General features: G+C 62.0%; 17 protein-coding genes. 10 read left to right on the top strand and 7 right to left on the bottom strand.

Annotated elements, in window-relative coordinates; genetic code table 11:
• Positions 1-19: 19 nt before the first annotated feature.
• Positions 20-1210 carry a phosphoglycerate kinase gene (pgk, locus tag D1820_RS04720; protein ID WP_118070030.1) on the bottom strand — a complete coding sequence of 397 codons (1191 nt, stop codon included), beginning with the start codon at positions 1208-1210 and terminating at the stop codon, positions 20-22.
• Positions 1211-1391: 181 nt separating this feature from the next.
• On the opposite strand from pgk, the gene D1820_RS04715 reads away from it, so the two are divergent.
• From D1820_RS04715 to D1820_RS04705, 3 genes are all read left to right on the top strand, one after another.
• A complete protein-coding gene (locus D1820_RS04715; protein ID WP_040169371.1) occupies positions 1392-1898 on the top strand; it encodes a peptidylprolyl isomerase in 507 nt (168 codons plus the stop codon).
• Positions 1891-2442 (top strand): peptidylprolyl isomerase, encoded by a 552-nt coding sequence (locus D1820_RS04710; protein WP_040178650.1) that lies wholly within the window; start codon positions 1891-1893, stop codon positions 2440-2442. The genes D1820_RS04715 and D1820_RS04710 overlap by 8 nt, the downstream gene beginning before the upstream one ends.
• Before the next feature lie 198 nt (positions 2443-2640).
• Positions 2641-3648, top strand: a complete 1008-nt coding sequence (locus tag D1820_RS04705; protein ID WP_118068045.1) for a DUF3179 domain-containing protein — start codon at positions 2641-2643, stop codon at positions 3646-3648.
• Positions 3649-3734: 86 nt separating this feature from the next.
• On the opposite strand, the gene D1820_RS04700 is transcribed toward D1820_RS04705, so the two are convergent.
• The 6 genes from D1820_RS04700 to D1820_RS04675 form a co-directional block, all read right to left on the bottom strand.
• Positions 3735-5231, bottom strand: a complete 1497-nt coding sequence (locus tag D1820_RS04700) for a calcium-binding protein (RefSeq protein WP_118068044.1) — start codon at positions 5229-5231, stop codon at positions 3735-3737.
• A gap of 243 nt (positions 5232-5474) precedes the next feature.
• Positions 5475-6719 (bottom strand): calcium-binding protein, encoded by a 1245-nt coding sequence (locus tag D1820_RS04695; RefSeq protein WP_118068043.1) that lies wholly within the window; start codon positions 6717-6719, stop codon positions 5475-5477.
• A 262-nt stretch (positions 6720-6981) separates the two neighbouring features.
• On the bottom strand, positions 6982-7524 hold the full coding sequence (locus D1820_RS04690; protein WP_040169361.1) for a polymer-forming cytoskeletal protein: 543 nt from the start codon (positions 7522-7524) through the stop codon (positions 6982-6984).
• Complete coding sequence (locus tag D1820_RS04685) at positions 7514-8845, bottom strand: M23 family metallopeptidase (RefSeq protein ID WP_118070028.1); 1332 nt, start codon at positions 8843-8845, stop codon at positions 7514-7516. The genes D1820_RS04690 and D1820_RS04685 overlap by 11 nt, the downstream gene beginning before the upstream one ends.
• A 405-nt stretch (positions 8846-9250) precedes the next feature.
• On the bottom strand, positions 9251-10132 hold the full coding sequence (locus D1820_RS04680; protein WP_118068042.1) for a ferritin-like domain-containing protein: 882 nt from the start codon (positions 10130-10132) through the stop codon (positions 9251-9253).
• Between the two features lie 141 nt (positions 10133-10273).
• A complete protein-coding gene (locus D1820_RS04675) occupies positions 10274-10735 on the bottom strand; it encodes a peroxiredoxin (protein ID WP_118068041.1) in 462 nt (153 codons plus the stop codon).
• 100 nt (positions 10736-10835) lie between these two features.
• Here D1820_RS04675 and D1820_RS04670 point away from each other — a divergent pair, with 100 nt between their 5' ends.
• The 7 genes from D1820_RS04670 (at position 10836) to uvrA (ending at position 23931) form a co-directional block, all read left to right on the top strand.
• Positions 10836-14564 carry a DUF3971 domain-containing protein gene (locus D1820_RS04670; protein WP_118068040.1) on the top strand — a complete coding sequence of 1243 codons (3729 nt, stop codon included), beginning with the start codon at positions 10836-10838 and terminating at the stop codon, positions 14562-14564.
• A gap of 103 nt (positions 14565-14667) precedes the next feature.
• Positions 14668-15738 carry a tRNA preQ1(34) S-adenosylmethionine ribosyltransferase-isomerase QueA gene (gene queA / locus D1820_RS04665; protein ID WP_118068039.1) on the top strand — a complete coding sequence of 357 codons (1071 nt, stop codon included), beginning with the start codon at positions 14668-14670 and terminating at the stop codon, positions 15736-15738.
• 249 nt (positions 15739-15987) lie between these two features.
• The gene (locus tag D1820_RS04660; RefSeq protein ID WP_040169351.1) at positions 15988-17262 is read left to right on the top strand and encodes an MFS transporter; all 1275 of its coding nucleotides are present in this window, start codon (positions 15988-15990) and stop codon (positions 17260-17262) included.
• Positions 17263-17399: 137 nt separating this feature from the next.
• Entirely contained in the window at positions 17400-17978 is a 579-nt protein-coding gene (locus D1820_RS04655; RefSeq protein WP_014874837.1) for a DUF924 family protein, read from the top strand.
• Positions 17979-18169: 191 nt separating this feature from the next.
• Positions 18170-19564, top strand: a complete 1395-nt coding sequence (gene lpdA, locus D1820_RS04650) for a dihydrolipoyl dehydrogenase (protein ID WP_096868862.1) — start codon at positions 18170-18172, stop codon at positions 19562-19564.
• Between the two features lie 129 nt (positions 19565-19693).
• Positions 19694-20944: an MFS transporter gene (locus D1820_RS04645; protein WP_118068038.1), complete on the top strand. Its 1251-nt coding sequence runs from the start codon at positions 19694-19696 to the stop codon at positions 20942-20944.
• Between the two features lie 110 nt (positions 20945-21054).
• Positions 21055-23931, top strand: a complete 2877-nt coding sequence (gene uvrA / locus D1820_RS04640) for an excinuclease ABC subunit UvrA (RefSeq protein WP_118068037.1) — start codon at positions 21055-21057, stop codon at positions 23929-23931.
• Positions 23932-24635 lie beyond the last annotated feature (704 nt).

Genomic DNA, 24635 nt, shown 5'->3' with positions numbered 1-24635 from the left:
CTCCCTATGTGCTGTTAGCTTAACCTTCGAGGGCAGCGACGCCGGGCAGGGTCTTGCCCTCCATCCATTCCAGAAAGGCCCCGCCTGCGGTGGAGATATAGGTGAAATCAGCCGCGGCCCCGGCCTGATTGAGGGCGGCCACGGTGTCACCACCGCCCGCCACGCTGACCAGCGCGCCGGATTTGGTGAGGCTGGCGGCCTGTTGTGCGGCGGCATTGGTGGCCGCATCAAAAGGCGCGATCTCAAAGGCGCCCATCGGGCCGTTCCAGATCAGCGTTTTGGAGGCTGAAAGCGTATCCGCGACGGCGGCGACGGTCTGTGGACCTGCATCCAGGATCATAGCATCGGCGGGGCAGGCGTCCGCAGCGACGGTTTCATTCTCGGCGCCTGCCTTGAATTCGCGTGCGACCACAACATCGACCGGCAGGAGGATCTTGCAGCCCTTGGCTTCGGCCTTGCTCAGAATCTCGCGGGCGGTGTCGGCCATCTCGTGTTCGCAGAGGGATTTGCCCACGTCGATGCCCTGTGCCGCGAGGAAGGTGTTGGCCATGCCGCCGCCGATCACCAGATTGTCGACCTTGCCCACCAGATTGCCCAGAAGTTCCAGCTTGGTCGAGACCTTGGCACCGCCGACAACGGCTGTCACCGGGCGCTGGGGTTGACCAAGCGCGGCTTCCAGCGCGGTCAATTCGGCCTGCATCAGACGGCCGGCACAGGCAGGCAGCAGACGGGCCAGCGCCTCGGTCGAGGCATGGGCGCGGTGGGCGGCGGAAAACGCATCGTTGCAGTAGATGTCGCCCAGCTTCGCCATCTCTGCCGCCAGATCGGCGTCGTTCTTTTCCTCGCCCGCGTGGAAGCGGGTGTTCTCCAGCAGCAGCACGCCACCAGCAGGCAGGCCCGCAACGGCGGCCTCGGCAGCGGGGCCGCGGCAATCCGCGACAAAGGTCACCGGCGCGTCAAAGGCGGCCTCAAGTGCTGGCACCAGCGGGCGCAATGACATCTCTGCGACCACCTTGCCCTTGGGGCGGCCAAAATGGGCCAGCAGAATTGGCGTGCCACCGGCGGCGAGGATATCCTTGATCGTGGGGGCGACGCGCTGAATGCGGGTGTCATCGGTGACGCGGCCATCCTCAACCGGGACGTTGATATCGACGCGCACCAGAACGCGCTTGCCTGCCAGGTCCATCGTGTCGAGTGCGGTCCAACCCATGGTCATATCCTTCTTTGGTCTTGGTTTGAGGCGTCGGCTGCGGAAACTGCGCCGCAGGCGGTGTTGGCGCGATGTTTCGGGGCTTTTTGCCGCCCAGTCAATGCTCCGTGACCAAAGCTCCCTTGGCAATTGCGGGCGTGGGCCTTAACTATCGGGCAAATGCAAAGAACAGGAGGGCCACATGGCCGAGATCAAAGACCCCGAAAACACCATCATCATGGAGCTGAAAGACGGCAAGGTGGTGATCGAACTGCTGCCCGACGTGGCCCCTCAGCACAGCGCACGCATGAAAGAGCTGGCCCGTAGCGGTGAGTATGACAATGTGGCGTTTCACCGGGTGATCGACGGCTTCATGGCGCAGACCGGCGACGTGCAGCACGGTGACATGGAAGACGGGTTCAACCTGCGCATGGCGGGCACCGGTGGCTCTGATCTGCCGAATGTTCCGGCGGAATTCTCCAAGCTGCCGCATGACCGTGGCACGCTGGGTGCGGCGCGGTCGGCCAACCCGGATTCGGCCAACTCGCAGTTCTTCATTAACTTCAAGGACAACCATTTCCTGAACGGTCAGTACACCGTTTATGGCCGTGTGATTGAGGGCATGGAGCATGTCGACGCGATCACCCGTGGCGAGCCGCCTGCGAACCCCGACCGCATGGTCAGCGTCAAGGTGGCGGCAGATGTATAAGCTGGCAGCCGTCTTTGCGCTGATGGCGGGTCCGGCACTGGCCAGCGGTCTGGAGATCGCGGTTGAGGGCGAGGGCGCCAATGGCACCATCCAGATCGACCTGTTTGAGGACGTGGCTCCGAAACATGTCGAGCAGATCACCGCGCTGGCGGCAGAAGGCAAATATGATGGCGTGGTGTTTCACCGCGTGATCGAAGGCTTCATGGCGCAGACCGGTGATGTGGAATTTGGCAAGCTGGGTGGCGATATGCGCCGCGCAGGCATGGGCGGTTCCGAGCGGTCGGACCTGCCTGCTGAATTCTCGGATCTGGAGTTTGATCGTGGTGTGGTCGGCATGGCCCGCTCACAGGATCCCGACAGCGCCAATTCGCAGTTCTTCATCATGTTTGCACCGGGGCATTTCCTCAATGGTCAGTACACCGTCGTGGGCAAGGTGACCGAAGGCATGGATGTGGTTGACGCGATCAAGCGTGGCAGCAGCAGTCAGAACGGCGCCGTTGTGGGCCAGCCTGATGTGATGAAAACGGTCTCTGTAACCGAGTGAGCCTTGGCTCGCGGGTCTCCTGATCCGCCTATGATAGCCTGAACGGCCCGTGCCTTGACTGGTGCGGGCCGTTTGCTGTTTGCCGCCTGTCACGGGCTTGTGCGGTGCATGTGAGGCGGATTTGCGGCAGGCTATGCCCCTGATTTGGGCCGGGGACCCCATGGGAGACCTCTTGGGGACACAGGGAGGAGGCCTGCGATGTCACAGATGACTGCAACACATACATTCTTCTTGCAAAACAAAGCGGTGGCGGGGCTGTCGCTGCTGTTGATGCTATCCTGGCTGGCGGTGGCCCATGCGGATCCGGCCATCTGGGCGCGGGAATGGCCGGTCACGGATTTCACGCGCAGCAGCGTGGCGGACTGGGCTGAGATCAAATCCGGTGGTCCGCCGAAAGATGGCATTCCGGCGCTGAGCGATCCCGCGTTTCACCCTGCGCGGCAGGCCAAGGAGCTGAGCCGCGCTGAACCGGTGGTGGTGCTGGATCTGCCGGGGCAGGCGGCGCGCGCCTATCCGCTGCGCTATCTGATCTGGCACGAAATCGTCAATGACGGGGTGGGCGGTACCCCGGTTGCGGTGACCTATTGCCCCTTGTGCAATTCCGCCATGAGCTTTGACCGGCGGGTGGCGGGGCGCAGCCTGAGCTTTGGCGTCACCGGCAAGCTGCGGCAGTCCGATATGGTGATGTATGACCGCGAGACGGAAAGCTGGTGGCAGCAGGCCACGGGCACCGGCATCGTGGGCGAGATGAACGGGCGGGCGCTGCGGCAGCTGCCGAGCTGGCTGGACAGCTGGCAGGGGTTTCGCGCGGCCTATCCAGAGGGGCTGGTGATGGCGGAGCCGCGCCACAATCGCAGCTACGGCCGCAATCCCTATCAGGGCTATGACCGGTCAAACTGGCCGTTTCTTTATGATGGCACGCCGCCACCCCATGGCATCGCGCCGCTGGCGCGTGTGGTGCGGGTGGGGGATCGGGCCTGGCCTCTGGCGCGATTGGCCAAGGTTGGCGAGATCCGCGAGGCGGGTGTGACCCTCAGCTGGCGGTCGGGGCAGGCCTCGGCGCTGGATGCGGGGCATGTCGGCAAGGGGCGCGATGTCGGCTCGGTCCGGGTACGGGGGCGTGACGGCGCAGATCTGCCCCATGATGTGATGTTTGCCTTTGCCTATCACGCCTTCTGGCCGAAGGGACGCTGGATGCTGGAGTGAGGCGCAGCGCGGCGCTGCGGGTGGACATAAAAAAGGGCGCACCGGCAAAGGCGCGCCCAAGGCCATATTCTGAGAGCGGTAACTGATCAGAACAGGAAATTATCGGTGTCCATCAACTGGTCGACGGTCACGTTTTCAACCACGATCGAGACATTGGCGAAGGTCACGCGCACATCCTCGCCCTGCTGTGAAAACCCCAGCTGGTCGATCCGATTGGCGCCTCGGGTAATTTCGATCACATCTTCGCCGATACGGAAATCGGTGATGGTGTCGCGGCCAGAGCCCCGGGCAAAAACAAAGCTGTCGCCGCCGCTGCCGCCGGTCAGGCGGTCGTGGCCGGACTGACCGATCAGCCGGTCGGCGCCATCGCTGCCAAACAGAATGTCGTGGCCTCGCCCGCCAAGCAGCAGATCGTCGCCGGCATCGCCGCGCATCACGTCATGGCCTGCACCGCCGCTCAGCCGGTCGTTGTCAGCGCCGCCGGTCAGCGTATCATTGGCGCGGCCACCGGCCAGCGTATCGCGCCCGTCATCGCCACTGATCAAATCGCGCCCACGCCCACCGTTGAGGCTGTCGTCGCCTGCGCCGCCGTGCAGCGTATCGGCGCCGCTGCCGGCCTTCAGCGTGTCATCGCCGGCGTTGCCGTCGAGGCTGTCGTGGCCGCTGCCGCCGATCAACAGATCATTGGCGTTGTCATCGGGGCCCACGTCATTGTCGCCGCGCAGCGTGTCATTGCCTGCGCCGCCGATCAGCGTGTCATTGCCGAGGCTGCCGCGCACATTGTCATCCCCCGCCTTGCCGGAGAGGTGATCATCACCAAGCCCGCCATCCAGGAAATCGTCGTTTTTGCCCGCGGAGAGGCTGTCTTCCCCGGCGCCACCCAGCAGAAAGTCCTTGCCCGCACCGCCGGTGATCGTGTCATCGCCGCCCCGGCCATGGATCATGTCTGAAACGCTGGCGTCATCGGCATTGGTGCTGATCAGGGCCTCATCCGCGCCGCCGCCTTCCTGAATATGCAGGGTCTGATTGGCGAGCCGCACCGTTTCCACGTCAAAGAGCATGTCACGCCCCTGAGTGGTGGTCAGCAACGCCCCGGCGCTGTCGTCAAAGGTAAAACTGTAGGTCTGAACCCCGTCCCCCAGGATCAGCTCATCCTGACCGGCGCCGCCAAAGATGGTGTCATCTCCGCTACCGGCGCGGATGGTGTCATTGCCGGTAAACCCGTTGATCCGCTCGCCGCCGCTCCAGGCCGAGGTGATGATATCATCCCCGGAGAGCGCCACCGCCAGCAGCGCGTAGAGATCCCCATCAGCAATCATCTGCGAGGACAGGGTGAAGCCGCTCACCGACATGACCAGCGACTGGTCATAAAACAGGCCAAAGCCATTGAGCGGGCTGTCGGGGCTCAGATTGCCGCTTTCATCAAAGCTGAAGCTGCCCTGAAACACCATGACAAAGGCACTATATTGCACCGCGATCTGGGTGTCCGTGGCGCTGAGAACCGCGACCTTGGTAAAATCGAAGTCACTGAAATCAAACGGCGGCGCCACATTTGACGCAGCCGTGACGAGAAATTCTGCCATGGTCTGACCTACTGCTTGAATGCCTGACGCATCTTTTCGATGCTTTTGCGATCAGCCTAGGCGGGGGGCTTTGGTCTGGGAAGGTTGCTGTTAATGAATTCTTAACCTTTATGAAGCCTGTTGCGCAAATTCTTCACTCCCCAGATCTGCGGCTGTGCTGCCGCCGGGATGAAAAAAGGCGCATCCCATTTTGGGATACGCCTGTGATTTCGGATGGCCAGGGGCCATCAGGTCAGAAGAGGCTCAGAACAGGAAGTTGTCCGCATCCTCAATCTGCGCCAGCGTGCTGTTCTCCACCATGATGGTGACATCGGCAAACGTGATCTGAACAGTGGTGCCTTGGCTGGCGAAGGTCAGATCCTCCATCTCGTCAGCGCCGCGACCGATCTGGATCCGATCCTCGCCAACGGTGAAATCGGTGATGATGTCGGTGCCATAGCCGCGATTGAAGACGAATGTGTCGGCATGGGCGCCACCCGCCAGAGTGTCGTTGCCCTCCTGACCGAAGAGACGGTCCTGACCGCCATCGCCATAGATGCGGTCGTTGCCGCGCCCGCCCAAGAGATGATCCCAGCCGGAGTTGCCGCGCAGAACATCGTGACCATCCTGGCCGCGCAAAGTGTCGTGACCACCGCCGCCAATCAGTTTGTCACCGTGGGAGCCGCCACTGATGGCATCATTGCCGAGATCGCCGGCCAACCAGTCTCGTCCGGAACCGCCGACAAGGATATCGCGCCCATCGCCGCCTTTTAATGTGTCGTGGCCCTCGCCGCCCATCAGGTGATCGTCGCCCTCTTCGCCCAGCAGCATATCACGCCCTGAGAGTCCGGCCAAAGTGTCAGCGCCAAGGCCACCCAGCATGATGTCGCTGGTAAGGGTGCTGTCGCGATCACCGCTCATTGAGGTGCTGTTGCTGGTGTCCACGCTCAGGGAAAAACTACGGTTGCTGAACTGCAGCTGTTCGATCGACAGCAGAGTATCTCTCCCGTCGGCAGAGTCGATCCACACGCCACCGTAGACCGAGGAGATGTCCGCCCGGCCATAAGTGTCGTGAATGATCAGCCTGTCGGTGCCGTACCCCCCGTGGACGTAGTCATCGCCGATACCTAGGCTGATGACGTCATCACCGCCGTAGGCCAACCAACGATTTCCCTCAACCATATTGGAGGTGATTGTGTCGTCACCTGTGAGAATCGCTGCTTCAAGCGCGGCTCCGCTGCTGGCACTGAAACGATAGAAGTTTATGGAAAACTCACTAATCGCATAGACCGGTGTTCCACCGGAGTTCACCGCCATCGACTCAATCGTCCAAGAATAGGGGGATGCAGCTGAAAAATCCCCAGTCAGCGTGATGCTGGTGCCAGTCGGGCTGGTAAAGAACAGTTGGTTGATTGACCGGCTGTTCAAGCTGGCATTGTCAAAGCCTAGGTCGCTGAGGTTATTCAGCGACAGCGTACCGGTCGGGTCATTTACGGTAAAAATAGCCATTGTCTAAAACATATGTCCTGATTGTGGTGGCGGCAGGTGTAATGCCTGCAAATTTACCTATTCCCTACATTCAGCAACTTATAGGTGCAAGGCCCAGTATTTCAGGTTGCGCGTTCCCCGCACGCGACGTTGCGTTCGCTTGGCCTGCGTGACTTGGTGGTGTGAGTGGATCTGGATACCGATTGCAGCACACAAAAAACGCCGCAGGGTGTGACCTGCGGCGTTTGTCTATTAGCGAGTGCCGAAATAGGCAGGCTTGGGATCAGCTGTCGGATTTATGTGCCGCGGTGGCTGCGGAGACGGCGGCTGAGGGGGCCGGTGCCGGGGCTGCGGCGCGGGGGGCGGCAGCTTTGCCCGGGTTCAGCGGATCATCCTGACGCTGAACGGAGCCTTCGAAATGGGCGCCGCTCTCAATCGCGATGGTCTTGTGGATGATGTCGCCTTCGACGCGGGCGGTGGAGGTCAGACGCACCTTCAGGCCGCGCACACGGCCCACGATGCGGCCGTTGATGACCACGTCATCAGCGGTCACTTCGCCTTTGATGGTGGCGCTCTCACCGATGGTCAGCAGATGGGCGCGGATGTCGCCTTCGACGGTGCCCTCGACCTGGATGTCGCCGGTGGTCTTGAGGTTGCCGGTGATGTGCAGATCCGAGCTGAGCACGGATGCCGGCGGCTTTGCCTTCGGGGCGGTTGCCTTGAAATCGCTGGCGGGCGGAACCGGAGCGGAGGACGGCGCAGGTGCCGCAGGGGTTGCTTCGGCCGCTTTCTGGCCGGGCTCGTTGATTTTGCTCTTAGAAAACATTTCTCGCAGCCTTGATATAGATCATCGGGTTTACGGGGTTGCCATTGACCCGAACCTCATAGTGGAGGTGGGTCCCGGTGGACCGTCCGGTGTTACCCATATCAGCAATGTGATCCCCGCGCGAGACCCTTTGACCGACCTTCACGCGGAGTTTCGAGTTATGGGCATATTTCGTCTCAATGCCAAAGGCATGTTGAATTGTCACAAGTTTTCCGTAGCCCGATTGCCAGCCCGCGTGGGTCACAACCCCATCAGCGGTGGCGAAGATATCGGTGCCGGTGCGGCCGGCGAAATCGGAGCCTTTGTGCAGGCGGCGACCACCGGTCTTGGGGTCGCGGCGATAGCCGAAGCCGGAGCTGCGGCGCACCAAATTCATGTTTACCGGCGAGGCAAAGGGCGCTTTCTGTGCGGCCAGCCGATAGAGATTCAGCTTGTTCATCTGGCGCAGCAGATCATTGGCGCGCAGTTCCTCGCGGGTGGGTTCCTCACCGCGCGTGGACAGGGCTAAAGGGCTGAGCGGACCGCCCTGACCGCTATAGCCGCGCCGCACCTGTTCCAGAATGCGGTCGGTGGGCATGCCGGCGCTGCGGAACATCTTGTCCAGCGGCGCGACGGAGACTTCCATCGCTTCTTCCAGCTGGCGGAAAATCTGGTCGTTGCGTTCATCCAGCAGACGCAGTTCCAGTTCCAGCGCGTCACGCTGTTCCAGCGCGGATCGGGCGTTGGCCTCAATCTGGTCGCGCTGTGCGGCGGTTTCGGCCAGCGCGTCGGCCATGAATTCCATCTGAACCGGGGCGCTGACGGCCATCATCTGGGCCGGGCTGTCTGCGGCGGTTTCCTGCTTCAGCGCCACCAGCGCGTCGCGCGCGGTCTCACGTTCGGACATGGTCTGGCGCAGCGTGGTCTGAATCACCTCGATCCCGGTTTCCAGCTCGCGACGGCGGGTTTCAGAGGCCAACAGCTCCGATTGCATGGAGGAAATCTGTGTCAGAGCGGCGTTGAACCGTTCCTGAGCGGCCAGCGCCTCGGCGGCGCGGTCGTCGCGTTCGCTTGACAGCGCATTGAGCCGGGCGCGGTAGGTCATCTGATCGCGTTTGGCCTGCTCGCGGAAATTGCCGGAGCCGATGCTGTCCATCAGAACAATGGCGGTGGCGACAATGGACCAGGCCACCAAGAGGGCCATGCCCGCAAAGGCGATGAGCTGGGTTTCGGAGCGGAGCCGAATGAAGCGGGTATCTGAGTCGGACTTGAGGAACACCCGCCGTTCCGGAAAGCGGCGTTCGAGAAATGCGTGAATTTTGATTGCCAGACGTGTCCGCACGCTTTGGTCCTTAGTCCTGCCCCAGTTGTGGCGCTGCGTCCCCGGCGCTCCTCCTGCCGGTTTCATATGGCCAGATCCGGTCCCATCGGAGCTGCCCTGTCGCAGTGCCAGGCCGCGTTCGCGCGCCATGGCGAAAGGGAATAGCCAGCCGGATCAGTTTGGGCAAGCCTGTTGACCCAGTGTTCGGCGGGTCCGCGCGGAAACGGCGCGGCAGCTGTGCGGATCGGCCGGGGAATGAGCGAAAAGCCGCCGATATCTCGTGGATTTGGCCAGATCAAGGTGGCGCAGCCGGGGGGGGCGGCGCAGGTTAAACAAAACGGCCCGCCCATGATAGGCAGGCCGATTTTATCTGTGACGAGCAAAGGTTTCGCGGCATTTCCGGGGCCGGTTTGCAGCCCGCCGGGGTTAACGCAGGGCCGGGGGTTTGACCGGGATTTCATCCGCCAGCGGCCAGTAGAAATCCGGTGGGATGCCGGCCTCGGCGCGTTTTTCCTCGTTGAAGGGCGGTTTCAGATGGCCGTGGAAATATCGGCCCACGAGGTCATGAAACACCTCCTTCGGGTCCAGATTGTCGCGTCCACAGAGGAAATGAAACCATTTTGAGCCATAGGCCACGTGGCTGACTTCCTCGGCGTAGATCACCTCCAGCGCATCAACCGCCTGGGTGAGCTTTGCCTTGCGGAAGATTTCAATCATGCCGGGGGTGACGTCCAGACCGCGGGCCTCAAGCACCATGGGTACGACAGCGAGGCGGCCCATCAGATCCTCGGCGGTGTCCTCAGCGGCGCGCCACATGCCGACATGGGCGGGCAGTTCACCATAATGGCTGCCCAATGCCTCAAGACAGTCGCACATCAGGTTGAAATGTTTGGATTCTTCATCCGCCGCTTTGACCCAGTCGTCAAAGAACCCAAGCGGCATCGGCACATGGGAGAACCGCGCGATAATGTCCCAGTGCAGATCAACCGCGTTCAATTCGATATGGGCGACGGCATGCAGCAGCGCCTTGCGCCCGGCCTCCGATCCCGGGCGGCGGCGGGGGACATCGCGCGGGTTCAGCAGTTCAGGTCTGTCGGGACGCGCGGGGTGCAGCGGGGGGGTGGCGGTTCCGACCTCGATCTTTGCCGCATCACCTGCGCGATAGGCAAACCAGTGTGCGGAATGGCGGCGCGACAGCGCGGTTTTCTCGCGCCCATCGGCGGTGGTCAGTACCTCCTGCGCCATTTGCGCAAGGCTGAGCGGGCTGTCGGGGCTGTCTGCGTGGGTCTGTACTGCGTCGCTGGTCATCGGTGCGGATCCGTTTTGGCGGTGGGCTGTTGATTGGGGCTGTTGTTGGCCAGTCCCTGCCACCCGGCGCGCTGCGCTGCAAGCGGATAGGCAGCCCTACGCCCGGTCTATGGGGATATGCAGGGCTGCCGGGATGGGTGATCAGAGCGCCTTGGTGGCCTCCAGAACCTCGGCGACATGGCCGTCGACCTTCACCTTGCGCCAGATCTGGGCGATCTTGCCCTCGCCGTCGATGAGAAAGGTCGAGCGTTCAATCCCCCAGTGTTTCTTGCCGTACATGTTCTTTTCTTTCCAGACACCATAGTCCTCGCAGGTGGTGCCATCGGCATCGGAGAGCAGCGGCGTGGTCAGGCTGTGTTTGGCGACAAATTTGTCGTGTTTGGCAACCGGATCCTTCGAGATGCCATAGACCACCGCCCCGGCATCGGCAAAGGCCTGCAGATGCTCGGAAAATCCGATGGATTCCTTGGTGCAGCCCGGAGTATCATCGCGGGGGTAAAAGAACAGCACGACAGCCTTGCCGCGCAGCTCCTCCAACGTCACGGTGCCACCGCCATCGCGGGGCAGGTTAAAGGAGGGCGCGGGGTCTGAGGGGGCGAGCATAATTCGAGGTCTCCAAAACGGTTTCGCAGGGTTTGCGTGCCACAGTTAGGCCATCACAGGCAAAGGGAAAGCAAGGATTAAACCAGCCTCACCCACAGCGGTGGATCCTGAACAGGAGCCATCTTCCTCTGCGCCGGTGGATGCCGCGCAGGATGCCGGGCCCAGTGGGGCTGCGGCTGAGGAGGATGTGGCTGTCGCAAAGGCGGTGCCGCCGCCGGAGACTGTGGTGTTTTTCGGCCCGGATGAGGAGGCGCCGGGTAAGGAAGCGCAGGTGGTGACCTCGGCGCCCGAAGGGGCCGAGGCGGAACGCGGAATGCGGAACGAGGCGGTGCCGGTACCGGGGCCACAGCCGTCCGATGGCATTTCCGCCGGGGATCTTGTCAAACCGGCTGAGGAGGACGCAGACCCAGTGGTGGCGACTTCAGCGCCACAACCCGCGTCGAATGCCAGCGCCAAGCCAAAATCCCGCATCCTGCGACGGATGCTGCGCAGCGCAACCATCACCGCCGTGGTTCTGGCGATGCTGGCGGGCGGAGTTGTTTTCCTTGGGCTGGGGACGCGGTTTGACGCGCCGGATTGGCTGCGTGACCGGGTGGAGAGGCGAATTGAGCGGCATCTGGGTGGATTGAGCATTGAATTCGGGGCCATTCATCTGGTGGTGAACCGTGGCTGGCGGCCTCGTGTCAGCCTGCGTGATGTGACCCTGCGCGACGAGACCGGCGCGCGGGTGGCGCGGCTGGCGGATGCGCAGGCCTCGCTGGCGATGCGGCCGCTGCTGCGCGGTCAGATCCGACCCAAGACGATTATGCTGAGCGGGCTTTATGGCACCCTCAGGCGGGACAATAGCGGCGGCTTGGCGCTGAGCCTGGCTGAGGGGGAGGCGCCGCTGCGGCAGGCGGCCACCCTGCCAGCGCTGATTGAGCAATGGGACAGCCAGCTGGAGCTGCCGGTGCTGTCGGCGCTGGTGGAGGTTGAGACCGAGGCGCTGACGCTGCGCTATGAGGATGCGCGTCTGGGGCGGGTCTGGACGCTGGATGGCGGCAGCATTCGTATGAACCGCAGCGGTCAGGATATCGAGTTGGCAGCCGGGTTCTCATTGCTGAGCGGGCGCGATTATGTTGGCACGGTTGAGGCGAACTACAGCTCCGCGATTGGCGACAAGGCGGCGGAATTTGGCGTGCTGGTCAATTCTGTCGCCAGCAAGGATATCGCGGCACAGAGCGCCGCACTCGGCTGGCTGGACGTGCTGGACGCGCCGATCTCAGGCTCTCTGCGCGGTGCGATTAGTAGTGTCGGTGCCTTGCTGCCGGTGTCTGCCAGCCTGCAGATTGGCGAGGGGGTGATCCAGCCCACCGCCGCCACCCGCCCGGTCCCGATCACCGGCGCGCAGAGTTATTTCACCTATCTGCCGGATCGCCAGGAGCTGCGCTTTAACGAGCTGTCGGTGAACAGTGGTTGGGGTTCCGGCACGATGGAGGGGCGGGCGCGTCTGATCGGTGTAGAAAACGGCCAGCTGACAGATCTGGTCGGGCAGCTGCGGTTTCAGGACCTGAGCCTCAACCCGGCGAAACTCTATGACACGCCGCTGGATCTGGCGGGGGTGACGGCAGATTTCAAGCTGGAAATGGCACCGTTCCGTCTGCGTCTGGGCGAGATGCTGGTGCGGGATGGTGACACGCGGATCCTGCTGGACGGGGAGATTTCTGCCGGGCAGGCGGGCTGGGACTACGCGCTGAACGGGCGCGCCAATGGCATGTCTGCGGCGCGGCTGAAGGAGGTCTGGCCTGCGGCGGCGCCACCCAAGCCGCGCGAATGGGTGCGCGAGAACCTGCTGGCGGGCTATGCCCGGGATGTGAATTTTGCCATGCGTGGCAGCGGGACAGCGAAACCCTTTGTCTATCTGGATCTGGCGTTTGAGGATGCGGCGGTGAAGTTTCAGAAATCGCTGCCGCCCCTGCGCGAGGCCGCCGGGCAGTTCAGCCTTTATGGCAACCGGTTAGTGGTTATGGCGACGAAGGGCTGGGTGACGGCGGATCAGGGCGGGCGCGTCGAAGCGGCGGGCACCTCGTTTATCATTCCGGATACATCGGTGAAGGATGGCGCGCCGGGGATCGCCCGGATTGAGGCTTCGGGGCCGGTGACGGCGGCACTGTCGTTGCTCAACCGTCCGCCGCTGTCGGTGATGGAGAAGGCTGGGTTGCCGGTGGATCTGGCCTCCGGTCAGGTCGCACTGAGCGGCACGCTGTCCCTGCCGCTGCGCAAGGGGGTGACACCTGACGAGATCACCTATCACTACCGCGGGCGCATCCGCGAGGCCGCCAGTGATGTGCTGGTGCCGGGAGAGAGCCTCTCGGCGGAGGTGCTGGGGCTGAGCGGCGATCAGGATCATGTGCAGATCGAAGGGGACGGCGCGCTGTCGGGGGTGCCGGGCAGCCTGATCTGGCGGCAGGCCGTCGGTCCGGCAGCGGAGCGGGCAACTGCGGCAGCGGGTCAGGCACCACCGGTGCGGGTCAGCGGCACGATTGAGCTGTCGCAGGCCACGGTTGACGCCCTGCGCATCGGCCTGCCGAAGGGATCGGTTTTTGGTCGCGGTGAGGGCCGCTATGAAGTGGTGATCGACAAGGGGTCTGCGCCAAGGCTGACACTGGAGAGCGATCTGGCTGGGCTTGGCCTGCGGATCCCGGCGCTGAGCTGGCGGCTGGGCGAGGCGGGCACCGGTCGGCTGCAACTGCGCGCGCTGCTGGGAGAGCCGCCGCAGGTGGAGGCGCTGTCGCTGGAGGGGGCGGGGTTGCAGGCCTCTGGCCGTGTCACGCTGGAGCCGGGGGGTGGCCTGAGCCGGGCACTGTTTGACCGGGTGGACTTGCGAGGCTGGTTCCGGGGGGCGGTTGAGCTGGTCGGGCGTGGCGCGCGGGCGCCAGGCATCAACATCCGCAGCGGTGTGCTTGATTTGCGGCGGATGCCGGATGGATCCGGCGGCAGTGGCAGCAGCGGTGGCTCCTCTGGCGGGACCGGTCCAATTACGCTGCAATTGGACCGAATGCAGGTCACCGACAGTATTGCGCTGACTAGTTTTCGCGGCCGGTTTTCCACCACCGGCGGGTTGAACGGTGATTTTACCGCAGCATTGAACGGACAGACCGGCGTCAGCGGTGTTGTGGTGCCAAAGGACGGCGGCTTTGCCACCCGGATCCAGTCAGAGGACGCAGGCGGGGTGTTCCGTGCGGCGGGCGTGCTGCGCCATGGGTCGGGCGGCACCTTTGATATGTCGCTGGTCCCGGCCCCCGGCGCGCCCGGTGAATATGACGGCCAGATCGAAGTGAAGAACACCCGCATCAAAGACGCGCCATCAATGGCGGCGCTGCTCAATGCGGTGAGCGTGGTCGGGCTGATTGACGCGCTGGCCGGGCAGGGCATTCTGTTCACCACGGTGGAAGCCAAGTTCCGGCTGGGCGCGACCCATCTGATTGTCCATGAAAGCAGCGCGGTCGGGCCGTCGATTGGTCTCTCCATGGATGGCAATTACGATCTGGAGCGCAGCGTGCTGAACATGCGGGGGGTGATCTCTCCGATCTATCTGCTCAATGCGGTTGGCCGGGTGTTCACCCGCAAGGGCGAAGGGTTGATTGGCTTTGCCTTCACGTTGAAGGGGGCAGCGGATGATCCGCGCGTACAGGTAAACCCGCTGTCGGGACTGGCACCGGGGATTTTCCGCGAGCTGTTCCGGGGTCCGGCGCCGCGCCTGCCGGGGGAGGAGCCGCCCAGCACCGTGGTACCACGGGCCGAGCGGGAAAGGCCGCCCTATTCCGTCTCACCCGGCGAAGATCGCTAAGGGGGCTGCATCTTGGTCGGGGGCTGGTTTCGGCACGGCGTTTGGCGGTTTTTGGCACAAAACCTGTTGGCCAAGTGCGGCGCAACAGCCTATATCGCAGCTTATGAAACTCAGTGATTTTGACTTCGATCTTCCCGATGACCGCATTGCCACCCGTCCGGCGGTGCCGCGCAGTTCCGCGCGGCTGCTGGTGGCGGAGGGCGACCGTATCAGCGATGCCCGCGTGGCCAATCTGGGCCAGTGGCTGCGGCCCGGCGACCGGCTGGTGCTGAATGACACCAAGGTGATCCCCGCACGGCTCAGCGGGGTGCGTCACCGCGACACAGCACAGGGGCCGATGGCGGCCAAGGTGGAGGTGACGCTGCTGGATCCGGGCGCGGATGGCAGCTGGGCGGCGCTGTTGAAGCCGCTGAAGAAGGTCAAGCTGGGCGAGGAGATCATTTTCTCCGATGCGCTGAGCGCGACATTGGAGCGGATTGAGGATGGGCAGGGGCATCTGTCGTTCAATCTGAGTGGAACCGATTTTGATGCCGCTCTGGCAGAGGCTGGCGCGATGCCGCTGCCGCCTTATATCGCCGCCAAACGGCCGGCAGATGAGCAGGATAAAACCGATTACCAGACGGTCTGGGCGCGCAACTCCGGCGCAGTGGCGGCCCCGACGGCATCCCTGCATTTTGACGACGCGCTGTTGGCGGAATTGCAGGCCAAGGGTGTCGAGATCAGCTATGTGACGCTGCATGTGGGCGCAGGGACCTTCCTGCCGGTGAAGGTGGAGGATGTGACCACCCACCGGATGCATGCCGAATGGGGCCGCGTCAGCGCCGAGGCGGCGGCGGAGATTGCCGCGACCAAGGCGGCAGGCGGGCGGGTGATCCCGGTTGGCACCACAGCGCTGCGTCTGATCGAAAGTGCGGCACAATCGGGTGCGATCCAGCCCTGGGAGGGGGATACGGATATCTTTATCTATCCCGGCTTCACCTTCCATGTGGCCGACGCGCTGATGACGAATTTCCACCTGCCGAAGTCGACGCTGCTGATGTTGGTATCGGCGCTGATGGGGCAGGACAGGATCAGGGCAATTTATGATCATGCCCTGGCAGAGGAATACCGGTTCTTTTCCTACGGCGATGCGTCGCTTTTGATCCCGCCGATGGCGGAGTTGTCGCAGACCTGAGGCGCAATTTCAGCAAGAAGTGATTTTATCCGGTCTGACCTCTGGTCGGGCCGGGAACTGTCGTCACCGGGTCTGCCATCTGCACGCCCGGTTTTTGGGGTCGCGTGGTCGTCAAACTGCCATGAGATCCGGTCCATAACAGCGCGCGGCAATCGCGACGCCGATATTCATTTAAACAAGACCCCGGCGCGGGGCCGGAGCCGGATTGGCGCGCTCCGGAACAGACAAGCGAAGTAGGAGAGACGGGCAATGTGGCAGGTGCTGTCTAGCGCATGGGCGCTGCTGTTGGGCATGGGAATGCTGATGATCGGCAACGGTCTTCAGGGCACGCTCCTGGGTGTGCGCGGCGATATTGAGGGGTTCTCCACCCTTCAGATGTCCTTTGTCATGTCGGCCTATTTTGTTGGCTTTCTGGGCGGGTCGCGGCTGGCGCCGGAGATGATCCGCCGGGTGGGTCATGTGCGGGTCTTTGCGGCGCTGGCGTCGTTCATCTCCGCGGTGATGATCCTCTATCCTGCGGTCACCAACCCGGTGGCCTGGATGCTGGGCCGTGTGGTGATCGGCTTTTGCTTCTCCGGCGTGTATGTCACGGCCGAAAGCTGGCTCAACAACGCCTCCGACAATGCAAACCGGGGCAAGGCGCTGTCGCTCTATATGATCGTGCAGATGGTTGGCATTGTCAGCGCGCAGGCGCTGATGCTGGTGGGCGATCCGTCGGGCTATGAGACCTTCGTGATTGCCTCGGTGGTGGTTTCGGTGTCCTTCGCGCCGATTCTGCTGTCGATTTCGCCGACGCCTGCCTTTGATCGGACCAAGCCGATGTCGTTGCGCCAGCTGATGGATGCCTCGCCCCTGGGTTGTGTCGGCATGTTTCTGCTGGGCGGTGTGTTCTCGGCCCAGTTCGGCATGAGCGCGGTTTACGCCGCCTCTGCGGGGCTGAGCCTGACGCAGATCTCGATCTTTGTTGCGACCTTCTACGTGGGGGCCGTGGTGATGCAATATCCGCTGGGCTGGATGTCGGATCGGATGGATCGCCGGGTGCTGATCCTGTTTGGTGCAGCGGTTGCCGGGGCTGCGGCCATCGGTGCGATGATACTTGGGACCGACTTCAATTTCCTGCTGGTCGCGGCCTTCCTGATCGGTGGCATGACCAACCCGCTTTACTCATTGCTGATTGCCCATACCAATGACTACCTCGACTATGACGATATGCCGGCGGCCTCTGGCGGGCTGGTGTTCATCAACGGGCTGGGGGCCGTGGCCGGGCCGCTGATCACCGGCTGGATGATGGGCGACAGTGTGTTCGGCGCGCCGGGGTTCTTCCTGTTCATGGCGGTGCTGCTGCTGTTGCTGGCGGTCTATGCCGGTTATCGCACGACTCAGCGGCCCGCCATTCCGACCGAAGAGACCGGGATCATGTCACCGATGGCGCCAACCGGGTCACCTGTTGTGGTTGAATTTGCCCAGGAATATGCAATTGAGACGGAAATCGAGGAGCAGGAAGCCGCCGCCGAAGCTGGGTGATTGCGCTAACTTGCGGGATTTGTGGTGAAATTTTCACGAAACTGTCGTGTATGACGCAATTCGTGACGCGCTTCCCCTTGTAAAATCTCTGCAAAAGCGTCTGAATTTCAGGATGGTATCTATGTGGAGGCAGACCTATGACAGGTCCTGAGGAGATCCTAGACTTCTGGCTCGTAAGCACGGGTGAGAAGGGCTGGTATATGCAGGATGACGCGCTGGATCAGGAGATCCGGCGCCGGTTCGAGACGACGTGGGAGGCCGCCTGCGAGGGCAAATGTGACCACTGGCGCAGCGGGCCGAAGGGGGTTCTGGCCTATATCATCCTGACCGACCAGTTCCCGCGCAATATGTTCCGGGGGGAGGCGCAGGCCTTTGCCACGGATACGTTGGCGCTGGCGGCGGCGAAATGTGCGATCAGCAAGTCCTGGGACATGAAGATCGACGAACCGCAGCGGCAGTTTTTCTACCTGCCGCTGATGCATTCGGAGAACCTGTGCGATCAGGAACGCTGTGTGCGGCTGATGCTGGAGCGGATGCCCAAGAACGGTGCCTCCAACCTGCTGCATGCGCGGGCCCACCGCGAGGTGATCCGGCAGTTTGGTCGCTTTCCTTATCGCAATGAGGCGCTGTCGCGCAGCAGCACGGCGCCTGAAATGGATTACGTCATGGCTGGCGGCTATGGCAGCACCATGCGCAGTCTGCAGGCCGCAGGCTGAGGCGGTTGCCTTTCGGGCTTGCCTGAAACGCGTCCTGACCTGACACTGGTTTTGCGCCGCGCCCCAAGGATCGGGGTGCGGCGTTGCTGTTTCTTGCATGGCGGCTATGAGCCCGCACTGGATGATTGCAGTGCAGCGAGAAATAGTTTAACGGTGAACTAGTTTTTGATCCAGCTTGGCGAGGAACCACCATGGCCGCAGAAACCTATGACGTGATCGTAATCGGCGCAGGGCCGGGGGGCTATGTGGCTGCCATCCGTGCCGCTCAGCTGGGGCTGAAGACCTGTATTGTCGAGCGTGAACATATGGGCGGCATCTGCCTGAACTGGGGCTGTATCCCGACCAAGGCGCTGTTGCGGTCGTCGGAAGTGTTCCACCTGATGGAGCGGGCCAAGGATTTTGGCCTGAAGGCCGAGAACATCAGCTATGATCTGGACGCGGTGGTGAAACGCTCGCGCGGGGTGGCAAAACAGCTGTCCTCCGGCATTGGCCATCTGATGAAGAAGAACAAGATTGCCGTTGTGATGGGCGAGGCGACGCTTCCGGCCAAGGGCAAAGTATCTGTGAAGACCGACAAGGGCACGCAGGAACTGGCGGCGAAGAACATCGTGCTGGCCACCGGCGCACGGGCGCGGGAACTGCCCGGACTTGAGGCGGACGGCGATCTGGTCTGGACCTATAAGCACGCGCTGGATCCGGTGCGGATGCCGAAGAAGTTGCTGGTGATCGGATCGGGCGCCATCGGTATCGAATTTGCCAGTTTCTACAACACCTTGGGTGCTGATACGACTGTTGTCGAAGTCATGGACCGGGTGCTGCCGGTGGAAGATGCGGAGATTTCCGCCTTTGCCAAGAAGGCCTTTGTCAAACAGGGCATGAAGATCATGGAGAAAGCCATGGTCAAGCAGCTGGACCGCGGTAAGGGCAAAGTCACCGCCCATATTGAGGTCGGCGGCAAGGTCGAGAAACAGGAATTTGACACGGTGATTTCCGCCGTGGGCATCGTCGGCAATGTTGAGGGGCTGGGGCTGGAAGGTCTCGGCGTCAAAGTTGATCGCACCCATGTCGTCACGGATGAATTCTGCCGCACTGGCGTTGATGGACTTTATGCGATTGGCGATATCGCCGGTGCGCCCTGGCTGGCGCATAAGGCCTCCCACGAGGGCGTCATGGTGGCGGAGCTGATCGCGGGCAAACACGCGCATGCCGTAAAGCCTGAGAGCATTGCCGGCTGCACCTATTGCCAGCCGCAGGTCGCCTCCGTCGGCTACACCGAGGCGAAGGCCAAGGAACTGGGCTATGACATCAAGGTCGGTCGCTTCCCCTTCATCGGCAACGGCAAGGCGATTGCCCTGGGTGAGGCCGAAGGCATGGTGAAGACCATCTTTGACGCCAAAACAGGGGAACTCTTGGGCGCCCATATGGTGGGGGCCGAGGTGACCGAGATGATTCAGGGCTATGTGGTCGGCCGCCAGCTGGAAACCACCGAGGAAGACCTGATGAACACCGTCTTCCCGCATCCGACGCTGAGCGAAATGATGCATGAGAGCGTGCTGGATGCCTTTGATCGAGTGATCCATATGTAAGCAGATCTTCTGATCTGTCTGATTAAGATCGTCAGGACGCCCGAGGCATCGCTTCGGGCGTTTTTACGTGCGGTTTTCGGGCTGAGGCGTTCAGCCCGTCTGGCGCTTCGCTGTCAGGCGGGGTATGTCCTGCGCTTCGGCCGGTCCTGGCGGATTTCCTGCGCAATGCGCGATTGCAATGAGGGCAGCCCCATGAACACACCCCATATCCGTGAACCACAGACCCGCTGGGGTGTGGTGATGATCATCTGGGCCGCCGGTCTGGGCGCTGCGGCGCAATATGGCAAGATCGCGATCATCTTTGATCAGTTGGGCCTGCTGTATCCCGGGGCGGGGTCCTCGCTCAGCCTGGTGGTCACCATGGTTGGTGTGCTTGGCATTCTGCTGGGCGTGGTTGCGGGCGGGTTTGTCGCCTCCTTCGGGTATCGCCGCAGTCTGGTGTGGGCACTGTGGATCGGGGCGGTGATATCGGCGCTTCAAGCGCTGCATCTGCCCTATGGTCTGTTTCTGGCAACACGGCTGATCGAAGGCCTGTCGCATTTGGGGATCGTGGTGGCCGCCCCAACGCTGATCCCGCAGATCTGTAGCCCGCGTCATCGGGGCACAGCGCTTTCGATCTGGAGCACGTTCTTTGGCGTGTCCTTTGCGCTGCTGGTGTGGTTTGGCTTGCCGCTGGTCGCCGGGTTTGGCCTGTTGTCGCTGTTTGGCGTCCATGCGCTAATGATGGCAGGGCTGGCGCTGGTGCTGGGACGGGTGTTGAAGACGGTGCAGGTGCCCCCCCGTTTGCCGCTGGCCAAGCTGGCGGATCTGCCGACGCTGCATCTGGAGATCTACCGCTCCCCCGCGAAAGTGGCCCCGGCGGCGGGCTGGCTGTTCTACACCACCTGTTTTGTCGCCTTGCTGACGGTGCTGCCGCCGCATCTGGACCCTGCGGTGCGGGTGGGCGTGATCAGTGCCATGCCACTGGTCAGCATCGCCACCTCTATGACACTGGGGGTCTGGCTGTTGCGGCGGATGGCGGCGGTGCGCGTGGTGCAGGCGGGTTTCCTGCTGGCAGCGGGCGGCGCAATCTGGCTGCTGCTGTCGCCCGGTCTGCCGCTGGCCTGTATGGCGCTGGCGGTGGCCTTTGGGCTGGTGCAGGGGGCGAGCTTTGCCTCGGTGCCGCAGCTGAACGCCGAGGCGGCGGAGCAGGCGCAATCCAATGGCGCCATGAGCCAGGCTGGCAACCTGGGCAATGCGGTCGGCACGCCGCTGATGGTGGCGGCAGTTGCCTATGGCGGCTACCACGGGATGATGACCATGGCGCTGATGTTGTTCGTCGGGGGCTTTGCCGTACATGCAATGCTGGCCCGTCGCCGCGGGCAAACCGCAGCAATCTGAGCGTGTTCGCGCTCCGTTCTCATTTTTCTATTGGAGACTCGCGGCGCAGTCCCTATCTGTAGGGTCGGACACTGGCCGCAAGGGCGGCTGGCGTTGAATTTGGGGGCAGTATGGCTGAGTTGAAATCGATCGAAGTGCGCGGTGCGCGCGAGCACAATCTGAAAAACATCGACGTGGATATCCCGCGCGATCAGCTGGTGGTGATCACCGGCCTTTCCGGCTCGGGCAAATCCAGCCTCGCGTTTGACACCATCTATGCCGAGGGTCAGCGCCGTTATGTCGAGAGCCTGTCGGCCTATGCGCGCCAGTTCCTCGACATGATGGAAAAGCCGGATGTGGATCACATCAGCGGCCTGTCGCCTGCGATTTCGATTGAGCAGAAGACCACCTCGAAAAACCCGCGCTCCACCGTTGGCACGGTGACCGAGATTTACGACTATCTGCGGCTGCTGTTTGCCCGTGCCGGCACGCCTTATTCGCCGGCCACCGGCCTGCCGATTGAGGCGCAGCAGGTTCAGGATATGGTCGACCGGATCATGACGCTGGAGGAGGGCACCCGTGGCTTCCTGCTGGCACCGATTGTGCGCGACCGCAAGGGTGAGTACCGCAAGGAGTTCCTGGAACTGCGCAAACAGGGGTTCCAGCGGGTGAAGGTGGATGGCGAATTTTACGAGCTGGACGAGCCGCCGACATTGGACAAGAAATTCCGTCATGACATCGACGTGGTCGTCGACCGTCTGGTGGTGCGCGAGGGATTAGAGACCCGGCTGGCCGACAGTCTGCGCACCGCGCTGGATCTGGCGGATGGGATCGCCATTCTGGAAACGGCCCCCCGCGCGGAAGAGGGCGAAGAGGCGCCGGACCCCGAGCGGATCACCTTTTCCGAGAATTTTGCCTGCCCGGTCAGTGGCTTCACCATTCCTGAGATCGAACCGCGGCTGTTCTCCTTCAACGCGCCGTTTGGGGCCTGCCCGGATTGTGACGGGCTGGGGGTTGAGCTGTTTTTTGATGAGCGACTGGTGGTGCCGGATCAGAGCCTGAAAATCTATGACGGGGCGCTGGCGCCCTGGCGCAAGGGGAAATCGCCTTATTTCCTGCAGACCATTGAGGCGATTGCCAAACATTATCAGTTCGACAAGAACACCAAGTGGAAAGACCTGCCCAAGAAGGTGCAGCAGGTGTTCCTGCGTGGCTCCGGGGATGAGGAAATCAAATTCCGCTACGACGAGGGCGGCCGTGTCTATGAGGTGACCCGCGTCTTTGAAGGGGTCATTCCGAATATGGAACGGCGCTACCGCGAGACGGATTCCAGCTGGATCCGGGAGGAGTTCGAACGCTATCAGAACAACCGCCCCTGTGGCAGCTGTGACGGCTACCGCCTGCGTGAAGAGGCCTTGGCGGTGAAGATCGCAGGGCTGCATGTGGGGCAGGTGGTGCAGATGTCGATCCGCGAGGCGCTGGCCTGGATCGAGGATGTGCCAAACCACCTGTCGGCACAGAAACAGGAAATCGCCCGCGCCATTGTGAAGGAAATCCGCGAGCGTCTGGGCTTCCTCAACAATGTGGGGCTGGAATATCTGACGCTAAGCCGCAATGCAGGGACCCTGTCCGGCGGTGAGAGCCAGCGGATCCGGCTGGCGTCGCAGATCGGCTCCGGCCTGACCGGCGTGCTCTACGTGCTGGATGAGCCGTCCATCGGGTTGCACCAGCGCGACAACGATCGCCTGCTGGAGACGTTGAAAAACCTGCGTGATCAGGGCAATACGGTCATTGTGGTGGAACATGACGAGGACGCGATCCGCGAGGCGGATTACGTTTTTGACATTGGACCGGGGGCCGGGGTGCATGGCGGGCAGGTCGTCAGCCACGGCACGCCCGATGTGATTGCCGCTGATACCGGGTCGATCACCGGTCAGTATCTGTCAGGCAGCCGGGAAATCGCCATCCCTGCCGTGCGGCGCAAGGGGAATGGCAAATCGGTGAAGGTGGTCAAGGCCACCGGCAACAACCTCAAGAATGTCACGGCGGAGTTCCCACTGGGCAAGTTCCTCTGTGTGTCCGGGGTGTCGGGCGGTGGCAAATCCACGCTGACCATTGAGACTCTGTTCAAAACCGCATCCATGCGCCTTAACGGCGCGCGTCAGACCCCGGCACCTTGCGAAACCATCAAAGGGCTGGAGCATCTGGACAAGGTGATCGACATCGACCAGCGGCCCATTGGTCGGACCCCCCGATCAAACCCGGCCACCTATACCGGCGCCTTCACCCCGATCCGTGAGTGGTTTGCCGGGCTGCCGGAGGCGAAGACACGGGGCTACAAACCGGGGCGATTCTCCTTCAACGTGAAGGGCGGGCGCTGTGAGGCCTGTCAGGGTGATGGTGTCATCAAGATCGAGATGCACTTCCTGCCGGACGTCTACGTGGAATGTGAGACCTGCAAGGGCGCGCGCTACAATCGCGAGACGCTGGAAATCCAGTTCAAGGGCAAGTCGATTGCCGATGTGCTGGATATGACGGTGGAAGATGCGCAGCAGTTTTTCCAGGCGGTGCCATCAATCCGGGACAAGATGGACGCGCTGATGCGGGTGGGCCTTGGCTATATCAAGGTGGGCCAGCAGGCGACCACTTTGTCGGGCGGTGAGGCGCAGCGGGTCAAACTGTCGAAGGAGCTGGCGAAACGGTCCACCGGGCGGACACTCTATATTCTGGATGAACCGACGACCGGTCTGCATTTCGAGGACGTGCGCAAGCTTTTGGAAGTGCTGCATGAATTGGTCGAACAGGGCAACTCTGTTGTGGTGATTGAGCATAATCTCGATGTGATCAAAACCGCTGACTGGATCATTGATATTGGCCCGGAAGGCGGCGACGGCGGCGGTGAGATCGTCGCCGCAGGCACGCCAGAGGATGTGGCCGCAGCAAAGGGCAGCCATACCGGTCACTACCTCAAAGAAATCCTCGACGCCCGCAGTCTCGCGGCGGAGTGATCCGCCGCAGCGTTTGTGGTGTCCCGCGACAAGTCTGCCCCCCAAAAACGAAGCGCCGCCGACATTCTGTCAGCGGCGCTTTCCACAGAGCTGGATTGGGACGGCGCGACACCCGTGGGGGTGGGGGAGAGCCTGCAAGCGAGGATGTGCAGGCGGCAGATATCGCGAACCAAAGTCTTTAATCCAATTGGCGTGGAAGTCTTCTTTTCAGAAGCCAAACGAACCTGTGTAAATGCGACGAAATAGACGAAACCGGTGGGGGGATCAGTGTCGTTTCTTACGTATTCGCAAAGGATCGCTTCTGTTAATTGTTTCCTTTCCCATTCTATTTCCATTGTTAAGTCCCACAGGGTATCGGCCTGATGCCAATTGACAGGTGGTGTCCGGATTGCTTCCAGAGGGAGGGGCCGTTTCTAGCCACATCGTCGGGGGTGATCAAATATGTCGTTGATCTAATGGTAGGTTGGCATATGGGTTTTCATGCGTCTAGGGAAAAGTTAACGCCCACGGTGGCGTAAAAATGAGAATTTTATATTTCCTAACGGCGGTATGTCAGGATTAGTGAATTATTAACGAGTATTTCTCGATCTGATGCTGAGAGCTTCACGACGCTGCTATTTCGATCAGAGATGTGATTGAATTTAAGGAAAATCGCGAATTTAGTAAAAATACGCCGCAGTCCGAAATGGAATGCGGCGTTGGTC

Source organism: Phaeobacter sp. LSS9 (genome assembly GCF_003443595.1).
GTDB classification, from domain to species: Bacteria; Pseudomonadota; Alphaproteobacteria; order Rhodobacterales; family Rhodobacteraceae; genus Phaeobacter; species Phaeobacter piscinae.
Note: the sequence above shows the minus strand (reverse complement) of the source record. Positions and strands in the feature narration are given on the sequence as shown.

Coding starts and splice junctions, on each gene's coding strand:
- pgk (WP_118070030.1), bottom strand. CDS start 1,210: ATGGGTTGGACCGCACTCGACACGATGGACCTGGCAGGCAAGCGCGTT.
- D1820_RS04715 (WP_040169371.1), top strand. CDS start 1,392: ATGGCCGAGATCAAAGACCCCGAAAACACCATCATCATGGAGCTGAAA.
- D1820_RS04710 (WP_040178650.1), top strand. CDS start 1,891: ATGTATAAGCTGGCAGCCGTCTTTGCGCTGATGGCGGGTCCGGCACTG.
- D1820_RS04705 (WP_118068045.1), top strand. CDS start 2,641: ATGTCACAGATGACTGCAACACATACATTCTTCTTGCAAAACAAAGCG.
- D1820_RS04700 (WP_118068044.1), bottom strand. CDS start 5,231: ATGGCAGAATTTCTCGTCACGGCTGCGTCAAATGTGGCGCCGCCGTTT.
- D1820_RS04695 (WP_118068043.1), bottom strand. CDS start 6,719: ATGGCTATTTTTACCGTAAATGACCCGACCGGTACGCTGTCGCTGAAT.
- D1820_RS04690 (WP_040169361.1), bottom strand. CDS start 7,524: ATGTTTTCTAAGAGCAAAATCAACGAGCCCGGCCAGAAAGCGGCCGAA.
- D1820_RS04680 (WP_118068042.1), bottom strand. CDS start 10,132: ATGACCAGCGACGCAGTACAGACCCACGCAGACAGCCCCGACAGCCCG.
- D1820_RS04675 (WP_118068041.1), bottom strand. CDS start 10,735: ATGCTCGCCCCCTCAGACCCCGCGCCCTCCTTTAACCTGCCCCGCGAT.
- queA (WP_118068039.1), top strand. CDS start 14,668: ATGAAACTCAGTGATTTTGACTTCGATCTTCCCGATGACCGCATTGCC.
- D1820_RS04660 (WP_040169351.1), top strand. CDS start 15,988: ATGTGGCAGGTGCTGTCTAGCGCATGGGCGCTGCTGTTGGGCATGGGA.
- D1820_RS04655 (WP_014874837.1), top strand. CDS start 17,400: ATGACAGGTCCTGAGGAGATCCTAGACTTCTGGCTCGTAAGCACGGGT.
- lpdA (WP_096868862.1), top strand. CDS start 18,170: ATGGCCGCAGAAACCTATGACGTGATCGTAATCGGCGCAGGGCCGGGG.
- uvrA (WP_118068037.1), top strand. CDS start 21,055: ATGGCTGAGTTGAAATCGATCGAAGTGCGCGGTGCGCGCGAGCACAAT.